Annotated in this window: 17 protein-coding genes, 1 tRNA gene and 1 pseudogene; 13 read left to right on the forward strand and 6 right to left on the reverse strand. The window is 47.8% G+C overall.

Translation table 11 applies throughout. The annotated features are described in order from the left end of the window. Both B5F12_RS03450 and B5F12_RS03455 read left to right on the forward strand, forming a co-directional pair. The coding region (locus B5F12_RS03450) for a helix-turn-helix domain-containing protein (RefSeq protein ID WP_204221468.1) at window positions 1–393 on the forward strand (393 nt) is incomplete at its 5' end. Next, the gene (locus tag B5F12_RS03455; RefSeq protein ID WP_242954880.1) at window positions 390–1,280 is read left to right on the forward strand and encodes an IS3 family transposase; all 891 of its coding nucleotides are present in this window, start codon (window positions 390–392) and stop codon (window positions 1,278–1,280) included. The genes B5F12_RS03450 and B5F12_RS03455, both read left to right, overlap by 4 nt. Before the next feature lie 130 nt (window positions 1,281–1,410). Here the strand turns inward: B5F12_RS03455 and B5F12_RS03460 are convergent, their stop codons facing one another. The 3 genes from B5F12_RS03460 to B5F12_RS03470 are packed head-to-tail and all read right to left on the reverse strand — an operon-like array spanning window position 1,411 to window position 4,146. Then, window positions 1,411–1,641 (reverse strand): helix-turn-helix transcriptional regulator, encoded by a 231-nt coding sequence (locus tag B5F12_RS03460; RefSeq protein WP_087230344.1) that lies wholly within the window; start codon window positions 1,639–1,641, stop codon window positions 1,411–1,413. A 39-nt stretch (window positions 1,642–1,680) separates the two neighbouring features. After that, entirely contained in the window at window positions 1,681–2,535 is an 855-nt protein-coding gene (locus B5F12_RS03465; protein WP_158096734.1) for an HAD family hydrolase, read from the reverse strand. 15 nt (window positions 2,536–2,550) lie between these two features. Next, entirely contained in the window at window positions 2,551–4,146 is a 1,596-nt protein-coding gene (locus B5F12_RS03470) for a metallophosphoesterase (protein WP_087230351.1), read from the reverse strand. A 371-nt stretch (window positions 4,147–4,517) separates the two neighbouring features. Between B5F12_RS03470 and B5F12_RS03475 the strand changes: the two genes are divergently transcribed. The 5 genes and pseudogenes from B5F12_RS03475 to B5F12_RS03495 form a co-directional block, all read left to right on the forward strand. Next, window positions 4,518–4,727, forward strand: a complete 210-nt coding sequence (locus B5F12_RS03475; RefSeq protein ID WP_087230355.1) for a helix-turn-helix domain-containing protein — start codon at window positions 4,518–4,520, stop codon at window positions 4,725–4,727. A 157-nt stretch (window positions 4,728–4,884) separates the two neighbouring features. Further along, entirely contained in the window at window positions 4,885–5,094 is a 210-nt protein-coding gene (locus tag B5F12_RS03480) for a hypothetical protein (protein WP_087188896.1), read from the forward strand. Then, window positions 5,094–6,062 carry a radical SAM protein gene (locus tag B5F12_RS03485; RefSeq protein ID WP_087230358.1) on the forward strand — a complete coding sequence of 323 codons (969 nt, stop codon included), beginning with the start codon at window positions 5,094–5,096 and terminating at the stop codon, window positions 6,060–6,062. The genes B5F12_RS03480 and B5F12_RS03485 overlap by 1 nt, the downstream gene beginning before the upstream one ends. A gap of 1 nt (window position 6,063) precedes the next feature. Then, on the forward strand, window positions 6,064–7,620 hold the full coding sequence (locus B5F12_RS03490; RefSeq protein ID WP_087230361.1) for a hypothetical protein: 1,557 nt from the start codon (window positions 6,064–6,066) through the stop codon (window positions 7,618–7,620). 597 nt (window positions 7,621–8,217) lie between these two features. Then, window positions 8,218–8,604, forward strand: a pseudogene (locus B5F12_RS03495) (helix-turn-helix domain-containing protein); the annotation flags it as partial. A gap of 355 nt (window positions 8,605–8,959) precedes the next feature. On the opposite strand, the gene B5F12_RS03500 reads toward B5F12_RS03495, so the two are convergent. Further along, a tRNA-Arg gene (locus tag B5F12_RS03500) sits at window positions 8,960–9,034 on the reverse strand. 244 nt (window positions 9,035–9,278) lie between these two features. On the opposite strand from B5F12_RS03500, the gene typA reads away from it, so the two are divergent. Continuing rightward, window positions 9,279–11,105, forward strand: coding sequence for a translational GTPase TypA (gene typA, locus B5F12_RS03505; protein WP_087230365.1), 1,827 nt, complete (start codon window positions 9,279–9,281; stop codon window positions 11,103–11,105). Between the two features lie 85 nt (window positions 11,106–11,190). Here the strand turns inward: typA and B5F12_RS03510 are convergent, their stop codons facing one another. Next, the gene (locus B5F12_RS03510) at window positions 11,191–11,436 is read right to left on the reverse strand and encodes a helix-turn-helix transcriptional regulator (protein ID WP_087230368.1); all 246 of its coding nucleotides are present in this window, start codon (window positions 11,434–11,436) and stop codon (window positions 11,191–11,193) included. Window positions 11,437–11,476: 40 nt separating this feature from the next. Then, entirely contained in the window at window positions 11,477–12,709 is a 1,233-nt protein-coding gene (locus tag B5F12_RS03515) for a hypothetical protein (RefSeq protein ID WP_087230372.1), read from the reverse strand. A gap of 250 nt (window positions 12,710–12,959) precedes the next feature. Here B5F12_RS03515 and B5F12_RS03520 point away from each other — a divergent pair, with 250 nt between their 5' ends. The 5 genes from B5F12_RS03520 (at window position 12,960) to B5F12_RS03540 (ending at window position 17,806) form a co-directional block, all read left to right on the forward strand. Then, window positions 12,960–13,553 carry an epoxyqueuosine reductase QueH gene (locus B5F12_RS03520; protein WP_087230376.1) on the forward strand — a complete coding sequence of 198 codons (594 nt, stop codon included), beginning with the start codon at window positions 12,960–12,962 and terminating at the stop codon, window positions 13,551–13,553. Window positions 13,554–13,558: 5 nt separating this feature from the next. After that, entirely contained in the window at window positions 13,559–14,911 is a 1,353-nt protein-coding gene (gene rlmD, locus B5F12_RS03525; RefSeq protein ID WP_087230743.1) for a 23S rRNA (uracil(1939)-C(5))-methyltransferase RlmD, read from the forward strand. Window positions 14,912–14,999: 88 nt separating this feature from the next. Then, a complete protein-coding gene (locus tag B5F12_RS03530) occupies window positions 15,000–16,112 on the forward strand; it encodes a nucleoside 2-deoxyribosyltransferase (RefSeq protein ID WP_087230379.1) in 1,113 nt (370 codons plus the stop codon). A gap of 225 nt (window positions 16,113–16,337) precedes the next feature. Beyond that, window positions 16,338–16,793, forward strand: coding sequence for a branched-chain amino acid transport system II carrier protein (locus B5F12_RS03535; protein ID WP_087230382.1), 456 nt, complete (start codon window positions 16,338–16,340; stop codon window positions 16,791–16,793). 440 nt (window positions 16,794–17,233) lie between these two features. Then, window positions 17,234–17,806: a hypothetical protein gene (locus B5F12_RS03540; RefSeq protein WP_087230384.1), complete on the forward strand. Its 573-nt coding sequence runs from the start codon at window positions 17,234–17,236 to the stop codon at window positions 17,804–17,806. Window positions 17,807–17,883: the final 77 nt, after the last annotated feature.

Below are 17,883 nucleotides of genomic sequence, written 5' to 3' on the forward strand. Positions count from 1 at the left end.
AAGGTGTATAATGCTCATGGAGATTTCAACTCCGTAAAACACTCAGGAGGAGGAAGCTACATGAAGCAAGGACGGGAAACCACGCAGGAAGAGCGTATCCAAATTGTTAAGGATTGCATTGCCAGTGGAAAGAATTACGGAGAAATGGCCTTGAAATACCAGGTTAGCTATCAACAGGTTCGGAGTTGGACTCTTCGGTTTGAACAGATGGGAGAGGCAGGATTGGAGGATCGGCGGGGCCGCCGGAAGAAAGACCAAACTCCGCGCACCGAACTGGAAAAAGCCCAAATTGAAATTGAGCAACTCAAGCACAAGCTATATCTGGCGGAAATGGAGAATGCACTGCTAAAAAAATTGGACGAGATCGAGAGGAGAGAGGCCTGGAAGAAGTGAGGCAGCATCGTACTTATAAAGCCATTCAGGAGTGCCATGAAAATCAGGGGTACCCCATTGAGGTGGCGTGTAAACTGCTCCATGTCGCTCGTTCTGCCTATCATAAATGGGCTTCTGGAAAGTTGAGCCGCAGAGCTACGGAGAACGAGAAACTGGCGGATAAGATCGAGAAAATCTACTCCGAGAGCCCAGACAAAGGCTATCGGAGGCTGAACGATGACTTGCGCCACGACTACGGCATCCACGTCAACGACAAGAGAGTGCTGCGCATTTGCCGGGCCAGAGATATTCGCTCTACCGTGAAGTACAGCAATCACGGCTGTACCAGACGGGCCAAGAATCCTCAGTATCTAGCTGAAAACCTGTTGGATCGCCAATTCTATGCAGAAAAGCCGAATGAAAAATGGCTGACCGATGTGACCGAGTTTAAGTGGTATGAGGGAACTGAAGTACACAAGGTCTATCTCAGCGCTATTCTGGATCTCTATGACCGGCGCATTGTGGCCTTTGTGCTGGGGAATCGCAATGACAATCCTCTTGTATTCAAGACCTTTGACAAGGCTGTGAAGGCCAATCCTGGTGCTCACCCCTTGTTCCATAGCGACAGAGGGTTTCAGTATACCAACCGAACCTTCCACCACAAGCTTGTGCAGGCAGGAATGACACAAAGTATGTCCCGTGTGGCCCACTGCATTGACAATGGCCCCATGGAAGGGTTCTGGGGCATCTTAAAGCGGGAGCGTTACTACGGCAGACGATTTACCAGTAAGAAAGAACTTGTCCAGATGATTCAACACTATATCCACTACTACAACACCAGGAGAGTACAGCGCAACTTGGGCGTGCTGACGCCGATGGAGAAGCACGAGCTGTATCTCGCTGCATAAAAAGCGGCCAGCAGCACATAGGCTACTGGCCGGGAAAACTTTATATTTTTTCACTGTCCTCTTGACGGGGAGCGGTTCATGGTATGCCGTCCGGGCTGGTTTTTTTCGTGGTTTGATTCTAGCCCAGTGCTCAATCGTCCGCCAGCAATTTGGCCGGGGGTATGTCCAACACCTGGGCAATCTTGAACAGAGTCTCCAAAGACACGCCACGGATAGTCCCCGTCCCCTCCACCTGAGCAATGAAGTTGACGCTTTTGCCCACCCGCTCCGCCAAAAGTTCCTGGGTCAGCCCTGCTTTTTTCCTGTAGTACGCAATCTTTAAGCCTAACGTGATATAGCGTTCTGGAAATTCCGTGTGCATGGTATCCACACCTCCTACATGAGGAAACAGAGCAAAAAATTACAGCTGGGGTTTAGCATTATTTATTGATTGAATTATAGAAAAAAGTTCATCAAACGATCGAATTTTATAATCTGGCTGAATATTCTCCTTTTTACAAGTTTCTTTAATTGCCAACTCTCTTTTGAAATCAGAATCAGTCCAATGTGATATAGCTACCAGCTTTGAATACAAGTCTTCTTGTACCTTCTCATCGTAAGGATATTGACACAAAACCGAGGTCACGCCCGCCATTTTTGCCATGTATATGTCTTTTGTCATGCTATCACCAAGGTAAATTGTCTCATTAATTGTTACATTTTCACTTTCACACACTTCTTTTATTAATTGGGGATTAGGCTTACGTCCATGGACAATTTGAGTTTTTGCATCGGACGGAAAACTCTTAGGCCGTTCATATTGACTATCCGACACATATACTCTTTGAAAACAGTCAGATATCCCTAGTTTTTTCAACCTATAAAATCCATTTTCTTCCGCAGACTCAGTATATCCTACGATTTTTATTCCAACACCAATAAGCTTTTCCAATGTTTCTTTTACCTCTGGATAAAGCTTTAATGTATGCTTTCGAACAGAATTGAATTTGTGAAATGCCGGATCTAAAATGTCCCGTAATTCTTTTTGTGTTGCATTAGGGTATGCTGACTTTACCGATGGTAAGCGCAACGTAGCAAAAGGGTACTCAACACTACCTCTTTCTTGATGAATCTCCTTATACTCATCAATCAAAACTTGTTGTGGCTCATTTAAAATTACAGATAATTCATCGAGCATTCCATAAAAAGCGGGCACGAAAAAACCTATCCATGAATATAATGTATCATCTAAATCCGTTATTAAAAGTTTTATCACATACTCACCTTCTATTTATAAGGGCAACTCTATTTTTTGGGCCAAACAGTCCCGCTCAGACTCATCACTATATATATTGTGAAAAGAAATAGCTACCTTGTTGCCTCTAAATTGAATCGTAGCAAACTTGTTTTGGACGCCTTTGGCTCCAGTACCACCCATTCCCGCCACAACAATGTTGTGCATACATTCAGCAACAACGTGAATCTGCGGATTTTGAGGATAATTTATTTGTGAAATAAACGCCTTATGCTTGTGTCCGTGTAAGAGAAGTTTTACGTTACATTGCACAAGCCAATTCATGAGTCTATCCGCATCATACACAGCACTACTTGCATAAGTCGCATTAATCTTTTCTGTATAGCAAGTAGGTAAATAATGGTGATGCATTACAACAATACGAATTGCATTCTCGTTTTTCGTATCGTTCCATCCCATCTTTTCTGCAACAAAATTCAACTGATTTTGAGATAAATAACCATGTCCCTGAAAATTCAAATATTGTTGCAGCATCAAGCTATTCAGTGCCGCTATTTCCAACATATGTCCAGAAGAAAGCAGTATTTTTCTTCCCATGGCAAAGTATTTATTAGGTGCTATATTATATATAGATTTATAGAAGTCTGCATAGCTTCTTGCATTATCCATTTTATCATAGATAAACGCTGGCTCTTCACCGTTTTCTAATTCTTCTTCTTCTCTAACAAAATCATGATTTCCGGGGCAAATTATAAAATTCTCAGAAGAAATAGGCTCTAAAAACTCATTACTCAAATCTCTTACTAAATTTTTTGCCTGTGTGAAGCCTTCAGGGTTTGCGCACGAGGTAATATCACCTGATATCACCGTTCCGGCAATAATCTTTGTTTCCTCTGTTTCCTCATTCTCAGTCTTCAGCCGTTGATATATGTGTTCAGCCAAAGTTTGACTAATTCCTCCCCTATTTACTTTAAATTCCGTATCAGATAAATGCAAATCCGAAAGCCAGAGCAATGTATTTCCCGATGACTGATAGTACTTTGTGCTAAAATGAGCGGGTTGTACAAATTCGGAATTCAGCAAAATAATCTCGTTATCAGGATCCGTGTCCAATGCATTCCTCACAAACCATACTGTTCGATTTTGTTGAATCAGCTCAGCAATCGAATAAATCTTCTTATTTTCAAATTTACTATAATCGACATTTTTATCTATAAATAAAGAAGGACTGTGAACGTACGAATACTTTTTTAATTCTGCCTCATCACACAGGTCAATACTAGTAAATTTGAACCAGGCATAACACTGCTTATCTTGGTAGTATTTCGGTGTCGCATCTCTTTCAGGCGAACTCAATTTATCATTCTCTCTTAATTGGAGTCCTGTGCACTTAGCTTTATACACCAAATTTTGTCCAGAATCCACAAGGAACAGATCAATTGGATCACTTTCAGCTTTTGATTTCCAGACACTAAATTCTACAAATGGCGTGGTTTCATTTCCCTTTTTCCACCATCCCCACCACACATATCCACATTGTGTAATAACAGATTGATGCCGTTCAATTGTTCCATGCTCTTCTGTTACCAAATCACGAAATCGAAGAATCAAATTGTCAAATTCAATAAACATTCTCTCACCTAGTTTCTTTTAAAGTTGCATCTTTATTGTTAAAATATTCTTCGGATGACAATTTAGTTTATTTTACCACAACTCTTTACATGTATCTACAATAAGCAAACCCCCGGCGAGAATCGAACTCACAACTAACCCTTAGGAGTACGGCGTACCATTTCGTAATTTGTACATATCATATCTTCCCGTGTTGTTTCTTCGCAAATTGTGCTGCCTGGAGGCAGGTCAATTTGCACAAATTCCCCTGAAATATGCTGCCTTACAACGGCTTTTCAAATGTCGTATTAGCAAGGTATTAGCAGGAACCCCTTGTGACAGAGGGCTTTCAGGGGCCATTTCAAAATGCTATTAGCAGGGAGGATCATTTTATGAGCACCAACGAAAAAGGGACGCCCCAAAGCAGAGCATACACCGTGAATGACATCGCAGCCATTCTCGGTATCGGCCGCGCTACGGCCTATAAGCTCGCCAACTCCGGAGCGTTCAAGACAATCCGCATCGGCAACATGATCCGCATCTCCAGGAAGTCCTTTGAGGATTGGCTGAAGATGGAAGGATCTTACAACGTAAGTGAATAAGCAATTAGAGTACCACAGGTAGATGCCTTGTGGTACTTTTTTATAATTTAAATTATAATTACAAAAGTAATTACATTTATAATTATAAAAAAATGTTGAAAAGTAATTACTTTTGGGGTATAATATAGATATACCGCAGATAAGAGGTGATGTTGCTATGCTTTTTGAATACCTAAAGACATATAAAGCTCAGATTTTCAATAGGGGGCAATCAGCAAAGGTGTTCAAAGAGGCACATGACAAAAACGCAGCAATCTGTGTTATCAAAAATAGCGAACCGTATGTTGCTATACTTCCACATAAGCTATATCTTGAAATGCTAGAAAAGATGAAACTGGTCGATGGCAGCTCAAAGGAGGGCAAGTGATGATAAAAGATGTCTCTATTGAGATTACTCAGAAGTGTGTAAACCGCTGTATCCATTGCTCTTCTTGTTCAACTGAGGACTGCACGATGATGCTGCAACTGGATACGCTGCGCCGTGTTATTCAGGGTTTACATCGGCTAAAAGTCGAAAGAGTATGTCTTTCTGGTGGCGAGCCTTTTTTGCACCCTGACATTGTTGAGATCGTTAAGCAAATATCTGATTCTAATATTATTGTTGATATATATTCCTGCGGAATTGTAAAAGATGCAGGAGAAGTTAAACCACTATCTCTTGATTTGCTCTCGACAATGAAAAAAGTTGGATTACGATCTTTGCTTTTTAATCTTCAGTCGGCAAACGAAAACACTTATGATTTAATTACACAGAGCAAAGGCCATTTCCCCCTACTGCGTGAAAGTATCTCCAATGCAATCAAATGCGGAATTCGAACGGAAATTCATTTTGTTCCCATGAGACAAAATGCAGATGACGCCGTAGATGTGATCCGATTTGCTGAGCAGATGGGTATAGAACAGGTGAATTTTTTGAAATTAGTACCTCATGGTCGCGCCCGTAAAAATGCTCAAAGTATAATGATAAATGATGTTGACTTGAGCAAATTGTGTTCTCGCTTAGTCGACTTACAAACTAAAGGAAAATCAATACGACTTGGGCTGCCGTTGTCAATTCAAGGACGTACGCCGCCTTGTCACGCGGTGAAAGAAAAATTATATATTAAATTTGATGGGTCAGTTTTCGGATGCGAAGCATTTAAATATATTACATTCTATGATGAACATGGAGCCCCTGTTTTACCTGACAATATTTTAGAAAAAGATGTGGAGCAAATATATAAAAACTCAGAATACTTAAAGCAAAGTATTAAGCTTGTAGAAAGTTACGAAGACTGTCAAATTGACTGTGAAAATTGTCCTGTGCAGAAACATTTAAAAGAAATGGGGCGTTAAAATGAGCTACGAAATTAATGATCGAACATTGATTGAGGAAATGTGTGGTGATATTCGTAACACTGCACAAAATGAGTACAATAAATTGCAAGAAAAGCTTAAAGAAGAAGGCAAAGCATTACCTGACGATTTTGCATTTCCTCTGGACGAAGATATCGTTGGGTCAGATGGAGCACTAAAAAAGCTTTTATCTGACCAAGAGAACGCTATTTCATATTCTAAAGCCAGAAAACTAGATGATTTATGGCGTTCATTGCTAAATAAATCAATAATATGTCTTCGCTATTTTGATATTAGAGAACCATTCTTGAATAATCCTAATAAGGCTATTGTAGCTTATGGAATAGATAAGCTGGAAGAATATCACCTAAGGTACACGGAATTTGAAAGCCTCATGTACGGGTCAAGTGCATATTATAGAGATCATGTTTTTCATGCCATTCGTGTCTGGCTATTGGGCGTGTTTTGCTTGTTAAAAAAGATAAATACAGAAGAAACATTTATTACAAAACTAGGCCTTGATGGTGGAGCCAACCCACCAAGTAAAATCGATTTCTTTGAATATATTAGTATGTGGACTATAACGGCTCTTTGCCATGATTTAGGCTATCCGCTTGAGAAAGCAGAGCAAATTCTTGACAAAACACGCAAAATGATGAGAGAATTTGTGCCAAGCCCCAATGTTTGGAATAATTTTGGTTATAGCGGTACGCAAGATAGCATTAATGAATATGTCCTGAAATTTATAAGCACAAAGATGAAGGAAAAATCGCCTGTTGAAAAAGCAGATCTGCATGAAGAGAAAACAGATACAACTGACGAAAAAGAATACTTGGGTCGAATTCAGCCCAAATATTATCTCAAATATGCAAAATCCCTAGAAAGTTTTCAACATGGCATTATCAGCACAATTATTATATATAAAATGTTGCTCTATTTTCTGGAGTCTGATTTTAATTTAAATGATGACTATGTTTACAAAAATGAAGATGCAAGACAATTCTATATAAGACGTGAAATTTTGCGAGCAATTGCCGCGCATACATGCCCTGATGCATATAATATACATATCACTACTTTTTCCAGTTTGCTGTTTCTATGCGACGAATTTCAAGAATGGGGACGAAGAACATGGAACGAGCTTTACACAGGGTTAAAAGAAGATTCTATTTCACTTGAAATTGAAAAATTTTCATGTGATGAAATAGATGTACAAGAAAAAATTAGTCTTGAAAATGTGGAAGACATTGAAATTATTGTCCAAAACATTTTCCGAGTTTTTGATCGGCAATACTCTTTATATAAAACTACATTTAGAGATGGTCAAGACACAGCAAAACGCGATTTTTCTCTAACTAAAACGATGAAATTTATACTTCCTAAAAAGGGAGCAGAAACAAGGGAGATTATAATTAAATACGGCCTTCCCAAATCAGATGCAAGTTATTTTAATATTGATCTTTCACATGTAGGAACACATAAAAGAGAGTATAGGGAAAAGATTGAAGGAAAAATCTCAAGACAAATGTATTATAAAGATTTAAAAATTGACACTTAATAAAATTATTTTATTTTTGCAAAAGAGAGTGCGTTTTCTGACAATAAAAGAATTTGTTGAATCATTTGCAATAAAATCCAATAAGTTCATATCATGTTAAGCGGTCTGCTTCTATAATTTGGCCGGCAGTAAAGTGAACTTGAGGAGGGCCTCAAATACTAAAAACAATCTTTCAAATCAACGATTCTCAGGTATTTGCAGCAGGGAAAAAGGCTAAATTTTGCTACTAGGATTAACAGATGATAATCACTGTATACGGCATCCTGTAAATGACTACAGGAAAGAATTCATGTCACAATTTGATTTAAAAATAGGACAACTCTATTTACATAACCAATATTTCCATTAGTAATTGCCCTTTCTGAAATTCTACCCAAAAGAGATATATTTCATAAAAAACGCTGTAGGAACTATACCTATGGCGTTTTTCATGCCTAGAAATTCCCCTAAATGAGTCCAAAGCACCATGTTTTCCATCCATAATCAGCGAGAAAACCGCCGCCTATAGGCTTCCCCCTCCGGTGTATCCGGCCAGCGTAGAGACCGTATTTTCCCAAAAACGAACACTTTCTTAGACCGCTGAAAGGAGGTGATACCATGGCGGTATTTCGCATTGAGAAAACCCGTGACTACACGGTGATGTCCAACCACCACCTGCGGAATGCGGGGCTGTCGCTGAAATCCAAAGGGCTGCTCTCCATGATGCTGTCCTTACCGGAGGACTGGAACTACACCACCAGGGGCCTGGCCAAAATCTGCAAGGAGGGCACGGACAGCATTGGATCAGCTCTGAAGGAACTGGAGCACGCCGGATACATAGTCCGCAATCGGCTGCGGGACAGCAAGGGCAAGATCGTGGATGTGGAGTATGTCATCTACGAGACGCCTCATCCCCCGGACACGGGCCAGCCGTGTGAGGACGAGCCGGATACGGCTTGTCCAGATACGGAAAACCCGGATATGGATAAGATCAACGCCCAGAAGTTTGAGAGTGCCTTCTACGCAAATCCCGACTTGCGTTCGGTTCGTCCCCCAGAAGAAAAAAAGGAACCGGCACCCGCCGCATTGGATTTGGAGGCCCTGGTGGAACAGCTTCGCAAGTCGCCGGAACTGGCAAATACTCTGGCGGCGCTGCTCTCCGCAACACCCGGCAGCAAATGAGTCCGAAAAATCGAATTAGCAGGGACGCGATTTTTCTTAGCAAGTGCGTGTAAACCGTTCAAATCCAATTAGCAAACATACAACAAAATTGAATAGAAACTCCCCCTTTGCTATACGCTTTTTCTTTAAAACAAAAACCGCTGTAAACCAGCGAAAAAACGGCTTACAGCGGTTGTTTTGGCACCCCCGGCGAGAATCGAACTCACAACTAACCCTTAGGAGGGGCTTGTTATATCCATTTAACTACGGAGGCATATCAAATTGTCCGGCGGCCCATGACCACTTGGTATATTCTACCCAATTCCACCGATACTGTCAATGCGGCACAAGAACTTTTCTGGAAACGGGCGGGTTTTTCTCCCCTTCTGCCGTTGCAATCCAACACATTTCGGGATATAATAAGTGACTGTGTTTTGATCGGATGTGGGAATTGTGTCCACATTCCCATGGTAGTTTATGGGCTGTGCAAAACAGCCAGACAATAAGGAGAACGAGAGATGCGAAACGAGAAATTGAGAAACGTAGCCATCATTGCCCACGTTGACCACGGCAAAACCACCCTGGTGGACGAGATGCTCAAGCAGGGCGGCATCTACCGGGAGAATCAGGCCACGGTGGAGCGTGTCATGGACTCCAACGACCTGGAGCGTGAGCGCGGCATCACCATTCTGGCCAAGAATACCGCCGTCCACTATAAGGATACCAAAATCAACATCGTAGATACCCCGGGCCACGCCGACTTCGGCGGCGAGGTGGAGCGTATTCTGAAAATGGTCAACGGCGTCATCCTGCTGGTGGACGCCGCCGAGGGCCCCATGCCTCAGACCCGCTTCGTGCTCTCCCGTGCCCTGGAGCTGGGCCACCGGGTGATCGTGGTGGTCAACAAGATCGACCGCCCCGACCAGCGCATCCACGAGGTGGTGGACGAGGTGCTGGAGCTGCTGATGGACCTGGACGCCACCGACGAGCAGCTGGACTCCCCCACCCTCTTCTGCTCCGGCCGTCAGGGCACCGCCTCCTACTCCCCCGACGTGGTGGGCACCGACCTGGTGCCCCTGTTCGAGACCATTCTGGAGTACATTCCCGCCCCCGAGTGTGATACCGAGGCTCCCTTCCAGATGCTGGTCTCCTCCATCGACTACAACGACTTTGTGGGCCGCATTGCCATCGGCCGCATTGAGCGTGGTACCATCAAGCAGAACCAGGAGATCGTGGTGTGCAACTACCACAACCCCGACGAGTCCAAGAAGGCCAAGGCCGTGAGCCTGTACACCTTCGACGGCCTGGCCCGCACCCCCGTCACCGAGGCCGCCGCCGGTGAGATCATCGCCATGAGCGGCATCGGCGACATTACCATCGGCGACACCATCTGTGCCCCCTCCGCCGTGGAGCCCATCGAGTTTGTGAAGATCTCCGCCCCCACCCTGGAGATGACCTTCTCCGTCAACGACTCCCCCTTTGCTGGCCGTGAGGGCAAGTTCGTCACCAGCCGCCAGCTCCGGGACCGCCTGTTCCGTGAGACCCTCAAGGACGTGTCCCTGCGGGTGACCGAGGTGGAGAACTCCACCGACTCCTTCAACGTGGCTGGCCGTGGCGAGATGTCCCTGTCCATCCTCATTGAGACCATGCGCCGGGAAGGCTACGAGTTCCAGGTCTCTCCCCCCCGTGTGCTCTATCAGGAGATCGACGGGGTCAAGTGCGAGCCCGTGGAGCGTGTGGTCACCGACGTGCCCGCCGACAACGTGGGCGCCGTCATGGAGAAGCTGGGCGCCCGCAAGGCTGAGTTCCTCTCCATGACCCCCGTGGGCAGCCGCATGAAGCTGGAGTTCCTGGTCCCCTCCCGTGGCCTGTTCGGCTACCGCAACGAGTTCTTGACCGACACCAAGGGCGAGGGCATCATGGCCTCCGTCTTTGAGAAGTACGTGCCCTACAAGGGCGAGATTCAGCGCCGCAACACCGGTTCCCTGGTGGCCCACGAGACTGGCGAGTCCGTGGCCTACGGCCTGTTCTCCGCCCAGGACCGTGGCGCTCTGTTCATCGGCGCCGGCGTGCCCGTGTACGAGGGCATGGTGGTGGGCGTGTGCCCCAAGATGGAGGACATCACCGTCAACGTCTGCCGCAAAAAGCAGCTGACCAACATGCGTGCCTCCGGTTCCGACGAGGCCCTGCGCCTGGTGCCCCCCCGCATTCTCTCCCTGGAGCAGTGCCTGGAGTTCCTGGCCGACGACGAGATTCTGGAGGTCACCCCCGAGAACCTGCGTCTGCGCAAGCGCATCCTCAACCACGAGCAGCGCATGAAGGCCCAGAAGGGTAAAAAGTCCTAACCACACATAGCAGTGTATTAAAAAAAGTCAGTGATAACCGCCGGGATGGCGGTTATCACTGACTTTTTTCGCTCATAAAACAATATCATTCTGGTACTTGAACCAGTTCTTCCATCTTCACGCCCAACACTCGGGATAGACCATATAACTCAATGTCTGTCACCGTCCGAGTCTTGTCCTCAATGCGTGAGATGGACCCACGGCACACATAAATGGCCATGGTCTCCAATTGATTGGAAACCGCCTGCTGGCTCATGCCTCTGGCAAGTCGCAATTCTTTCACTTTGTCCCCTACCAGATTCATGGCTTTGCCGTCAATGATTCTTGCCAATTGCCCATCACCTCTTGGCTCGGCGAAGAACAAACCACAATTAGTAGAACAACTGAGAGAACAGGCCAGCCAGCCCGTTGGACAGGAATCTCTCCAGGAACTCCCGGATGGTGATACTACTGCCATCCAAGGTCAGGGTGATGCCGCCCACCGTCTGAATCACACAGGGGGGAACAATCCACCAGCTCACCGCCAGGATCACCAGCATACCGCCCAGGTAGCACAGCCAGAACATTCCGCTGCTCTGGTCGCCGCACACCGCTTGGGCAGACAAGCTGCCGCACACCACCGCTGTGAAGCAGGCCAGAACCACCAGGCCCACGGCCACATTCAGGGAGAAGAAGGCGCACACAAAGGCCAAAAACAGCACCACAGTGGTCACGCCGCCGTTGGCGCTGTTGGCGATGTACATGTCCAGAATGCTGCCGCCGCTTTTAAAGATGCGGGTGAGAGCAAAGAGCACCAGAGTAAACAGGGCCATGCCCACCACTGCAATGATGAGGCCAAACAGGATGCTGCCCAGGGGGTTGCCCCGCACGGTCATAACGGAGCTGCTGCCCATCAGATTGCCCAGGCTGCTCAAAGGCCCGATTGTGCTGCGGATGCTGCCAGCCACCTGGCCCACCACATTCCACAGCAGGGCGATGACCACCACCACCCGGATTACCGAGAGGGTCACCGCCACGGTGAGGTTCTTCTCTGCCACGGCGGTGCGGATGGCCTGGACGGGGGAAGCCCAATACTGGGCAAAGAAGGGTTTCAGGCTCTTGGCCGCGTGGACGGTGGTGTCCCGCACCTGTCGGCCCATCTGGGCGAACTGCTGGGCGTTCTGGCTCCCCGGCTGGCCCTGCCCGCCCTGGGGCTGGTAGCCATATCCGCCGGGCTGCTGCTGATAGCCATAGCCAGACTGCTGCTGCGGTCCGGGCTGTTGATAGTCGTACCCAGAGGGCTGCTGTTGATACCCATAGCTATTCTGCTGGGTGTCAGCTCCCGGCTGCTGGTAGTTGTACTCCGGCGGTTGGCCGCTGGGTTCCGACGGCTGGCTCATGGGCTCCGGCTGCTGCTCTTCGGGGGTTGTCTGGTCGCCCTGGGACTGTCCGTAGCTGTACCCCTGCTCTTCCGGCGGGGTGGCGGGCTGCTGGGGCGGGGTTTGCTCCACCGGAGCGCTCTCCGGCTGGGTCGTGGGTGGCTCCTGCTGCTGTTGCTGGGCCTGAGGGCAGGTGCACAGCTGCCCATCCTCCAGGGGTGCACCGCAATACTCACAAAACCGCATGTTATCTCCTCCTCTGTTGGGCTCCGCTTACCGTCGGCGGGCCTGGTTGTCCGCACTCGTGTTTCTTCCACAAATTTCGGGTAACTCTATCCTAACACTTTTGCATGCAAAAGTAAATGTATGTTTCTGGGAAGCCCTGCCCTTCTGCCCTGTCCGCTTTGTTGCGGGGTGAGAAGGGACATGGTATAATGACAGAAAACACGTCAAAAAGGCCCATTCATCCCACTGCCATGGGCTTAAAGGAGCGACTATGAATATTTTTCTTCACATCTGCTGTGCCCCCTGTTCGGTGGCCTGTATTCAGCAGCTCCGGGAGGGGGGCCACGCCCCCACCGGATTCTGGTACAACCCCAACATTCACCCCTTCCTGGAGTACAAGGCCCGCCGGGACACCCTGCGCCAGTACGCCCAGGACATTGATTTGCCCCTGGTGGAGCTGGACGACTACGGTCTGCGGGAGTTCACCGCCGCCGTGGCCGCCAACTCGGACGCCCGGTGCTCCTGGTGCTACGCCCGCCGCTTTGAGGAGACCGCCAAAACCGCGGCCGAGCGGGGCTTTTCCGCCTTCACCTCCACCCTGCTCATCTCTCCCTATCAAAACCGGGAGCTAATGTGCGAGATTGGGGAAAAGGTGGGCAAAAAGTACGGGGTGGACTTTCTGCCCTACGACTTCCGCCCCCGGTTTAAGGACGGACAGGAGCAGGCCCGGGCGTTGGGCCTGTATATGCAAAAATACTGTGGCTGCATTTACAGCGAGGAGGACCGCTTCTCCAACCGCCGGAAAAAGCAGCTCCACAAGCTGCACAAGCAGCAGGCGGCCCAGGCCGCCGCAGAAGGGAGATGACCGCCATGGCACTGCAAGAAGAGAAGATTTACCCCGCCCATATTGAAAGCTATGCCAGCGACGGCACCGGCGTGGCCCGCATTGACGGCATGGTGGTCTTTGTCCACGGGGCGGTCCGGGGCGAAGAGGCGGACGCATGCATCGAGCACGTGGGCCACAACGCCGCCTGGGCCCACATCGCCACCCTGCGCACCCCATCCCCCGCCCGGGTAGAGCCGGACTGCCCCCACTACCGCCAGTGCGGTGGCTGTCAGTTCCGTCACATGACCTATGAGGAGGAGTTGAACGCCAAGCGCCAGCGGGTGGAGGACGCGCTCCGCCGCCTGGGCGGTCTGGATTTGCCTGTGTCCGCCATCCACGGGGCAGAAAACACCCAGGGCTACCGCAACAAGGTACAATTCCCGGTGAGCGGGGACGGCATCGGCTACTACCGCTCCCGCACCCACCAGGTCATTGACATTCCCCACTGCCACCTCCAGCCCCAGGTGGACAGCCTGTGCCGCCAGGTGGTGGCGGACTGGATGAAACAGTACCACATCCCCCCCTACCAGGAAAAGACGGGAAAGGGGCTGGTGCGCCACCTGTATCTGCGCACCAATCAGGCCGGGGAAGTGCTGTGCTGCCTTATTATCAATGGGAAAAAACTGCCCCACGCTCCCGAACTGGTGGAGGCGTTGAAGGCCGCCGTGCCCGCTCTCGTTGGGGTGGTTTTGTCGGTAAACACCAAGAAAACCAACGTAATTTTGGGCACCGAGTACCACACCCTGTGGGGCCAGGACTGGCTGGAAGAGACCCTGTGCGGCCACACCTTCCGGCTGTCCGTCCCCTCCTTCTTCCAGATCAACCAGCCCCAGACCCAGGTGTTATACAGCCGGGCGGTGGAGTTTGCGGGCCTCACGGGCACCGAGACGGTGGTGGACCTGTACTGCGGCATCGGCACCATCTCCCTGACCATGGCGGAACACGCCGCAAATGTCATCGGGGTGGAAGTGGTGCCCCAGGCCATTGAGGACGCCAAGGAGAACGCCCTCCGCAACGGTTTGGCGGACAAGACCCGTTTTCTGTGCGGCGACGCCTCCCAGCTGGCCCTCCAGCTGGAGCAGGAGGGCATCACCCCCGATGTCATCGTGGTGGACCCGCCTCGGAAGGGGTTGGCCCCCGACGTGGTGGACACCATCGCCCGCATGGCGCCCCCCCGGGTGGTGTATGTATCCTGTGACCCCGCCACCCTGGGCCGGGATTTGAAGCGGTTTGCCGCTCTGGGCTATGTGGCCCAGCGGGCGGAGGCTGTGGATTTGTTCCCGAGAACGGCGCATATTGAGTCGGTGGTTCTTTTATCCCACAAATGCTCTAAATGAAAAAGTAATACATAGAAGGGTGGTTTGAAAGTTTAAAAAAAACAAGACGTTATTCTTTATTAGATATGGATAAAGGAGGAAAGTAAAAATGATAAATAAATCAAGAGTTTTTGTTATTACACCTTTTGATGAAGATTATTTAGCATTATATGAAGAATTGAAAACACGTTTTGAAGAAGATTTTTATTTTACAAATGCAGGAGATTTAGATAACCAGCAAAACATACTTCAGGATATAGTAGAGGGAATTTATCAAGCAGATGTAATCATTGCTGATTTGACAGGATTAAATCCTAACGTTTTTTATGAATTAGGACTAGCTCATGCCATGAACAAAAAAGTAATTATTATTACGCAAGATCTTGCTGAATTACCGTTTGATATAAAATCGTATCGTGCAAATGAATATAGTTTGCAATTTAATAAATTACCCAAATTGATAGAAGAACTAAAAAAGTTACTATATGGCGCAATTGATGGCAGTATAAAATATGGGAATCCGGTTTCTGATTATATACCTGGTTTTTACAAAAGCGAAGAGATGATAACAGATCATAGCAACTTGAAGACAAATGTTGACGAAAATAGTTCAGATATTAATGATGTAAGCGAGGATTATGAAGAAGATGGGTTTCTTGATCATATAGCAAATATTGAAGAAAATTCCCAAAAAATGACAGATGAAATTACTGCTATGGGCATTGAGATGAATGACATGAATTCATCTATTAATGCAGCTTCAAATGAAATCCAACGCGTTAAAGATAAAAGTGGTAATATAAATGCAAGTTTTGCTAGAAATATTTGTCGCAAACTTTCAGAACCTGTAGATATATTTGCGGGTAAATTGAAAAACCATGTTAGTAACGTCACAGGATACTGGAATATAGTTGAAAATAGTTATCTGTCATTGTTAGATAACCAATATGCGAAAAAGCAGGATAATTCCGAAAAATTAAGAGCATCAATAGATGCACTAGGTGGTTTGCAAAGCTCAATGTATGATACCGATACAAAAATTGAAAATTTTATTGATGTCTTGCGTGGAAGCATGGGGATGGAAAGAAGATTAAATAGAGCGATTACTATGCTCGCATCTGAACTAGAAAAGTATTTATTAATGACAGAAACGATTGCTTCTTCTATAGATAGAATAGTGTCTAAGGGAGAAGTAATCCTAGAAGCAGTGGACAAAATGTGAAAAATAAGGAATTTACAACTCTTTGAAAGAAACAGGTTGAATCCGCACGTATGACAATAGTAGCCCTTTTGTATCGGAGTGCTTTCTACTAATATTTTGTAGGAATTTAGTAATTCTATTAAATCTGTCCTTCACTTATTCCAACCACGCTTCTTTCTCAGGTATATTGAATTGTATGACAATTTTTTCACTTATACCATATGAAAGCAAAAGGAACCCCATTTTATGAAAAAACTCAACCTCAAACAACTCCTCTCCGTCTCCCTGACCCTGTTTGCCATCTTCTTCGGGGCGGGAAACATGATCTTCCCCCCGGCCATGGGCCAGCTGGCCGGGGACAACTTCCTGGCCGCTCTGGCAGGCTTCATCCTCACCGACGCAGGCATCGCCATCTTGGGCATGATCGCCGTGGTGCTGGTGGGCTCCTCCATGAGTGATCTGGGGTCCCTGGTGAGCAAGAAATTCGCCCTGTGCCTCTCCGTAGGTATTTACTTACTCATTGGCCCCCTGTTTGCCATGCCCCGCACGGGAAGCGCCTCCTTGGCGGCATGGTCATGGCGTTTCTCGCCTCCTTCATCCACGCCCTGGACACCGCCGGGATTTCCTTCATGTTCACCCAGTGGGCAAAAGAATTTCTGCCCCTGTACGCTCTGGGGCTGGGCTGGGTGGTCCCGGCTCTGATTGGGGTATGTGTGGGACCGCTGCCGTTTTGGCCCATGAATCGAAATAAAACGTGCTGATAAGCTCCCAAATAAAAGAGGCTGCAACAAACAGCTCTTTCAAAGTTTCAGGCGTCACATAGACGATTAAGACATCTTTTTTGTAAAAATTCATTCCTATAGTATTTTTGCCCAAATACCCACTTCCCCCCATATCTTGGCATATCGCCCCTCTTCTTTTTGATAAAGTGATAAAATACTAAATTTTTATCTTGCAAGGTCCATCGGAAAGTTTCCGATGGACCTTTTTCTTTGGTTATCCTCCACACTTTATGCGCACAATGGACAAAATTGTAAGAATCGGCCATGAATTGTCAGAACACGATTGACAGGGGTAGGCCCCAGTGATAGATTAAACATCGGTTGAATGAATACATATGCATATTTTTACAGGAGGCTGTCATGGTTCCTTTGAAATCTCTACTCAGCGCAGGGTGTGTGCTCTGCCTGCTGCTCTCCGGCTGTTCCCAGCCCAGCCAGACCACATCCCCCGGCACGGCGGTGTCCGATTCCGCCAACACCTCCAGCCAGCCCACCAGCACCCCTGGGGTGGGCAACGTCATTGGCGGCGACGACTTCGCCCCCATCCCCGGCGACGCCGTGGACGAGGAGGCCCGGGGCAAGCTGCGCATCACCTACAATGGCAATGAGAGCTCGGTGCACTACATCACCTCCGTGGATCAGCTGCCCGCCTATGAGGAGCTGAAGGAATACGACGAGGACTACTTCCAGGACCACGCCTTGGTGGTGGTCACCGAGTCGGTGTCCTCCGGCTCTGTGGACGTGGAAATCGACTCCATCCGCCAAACCGACACCGGAAACCAGGTGGTGCTCTACCACAGCGCCCCCGGGGACGATCAGGCGGGCACCGCCGACATGGCCACTTGGCTGTTGTGGGCTGAGGTAGCCGCTGGGATTGAGGGCACCTGGACCGTGTCCAACCCTGCCCTGTCCTCCGATGCGGTGAAATACTGACCATCGGCGGGAGTTCTATTTTGTTTGTACCAAGGAACGCCAGACAGAGCCTGGGCATATACCCTCAGGGAGAAGAG

The organism is Pseudoflavonifractor sp. An176, assembly GCF_002160435.1.
GTDB classification, from domain to species: Bacteria; Bacillota; Clostridia; order Oscillospirales; family Oscillospiraceae; genus Enterenecus; species Enterenecus faecium.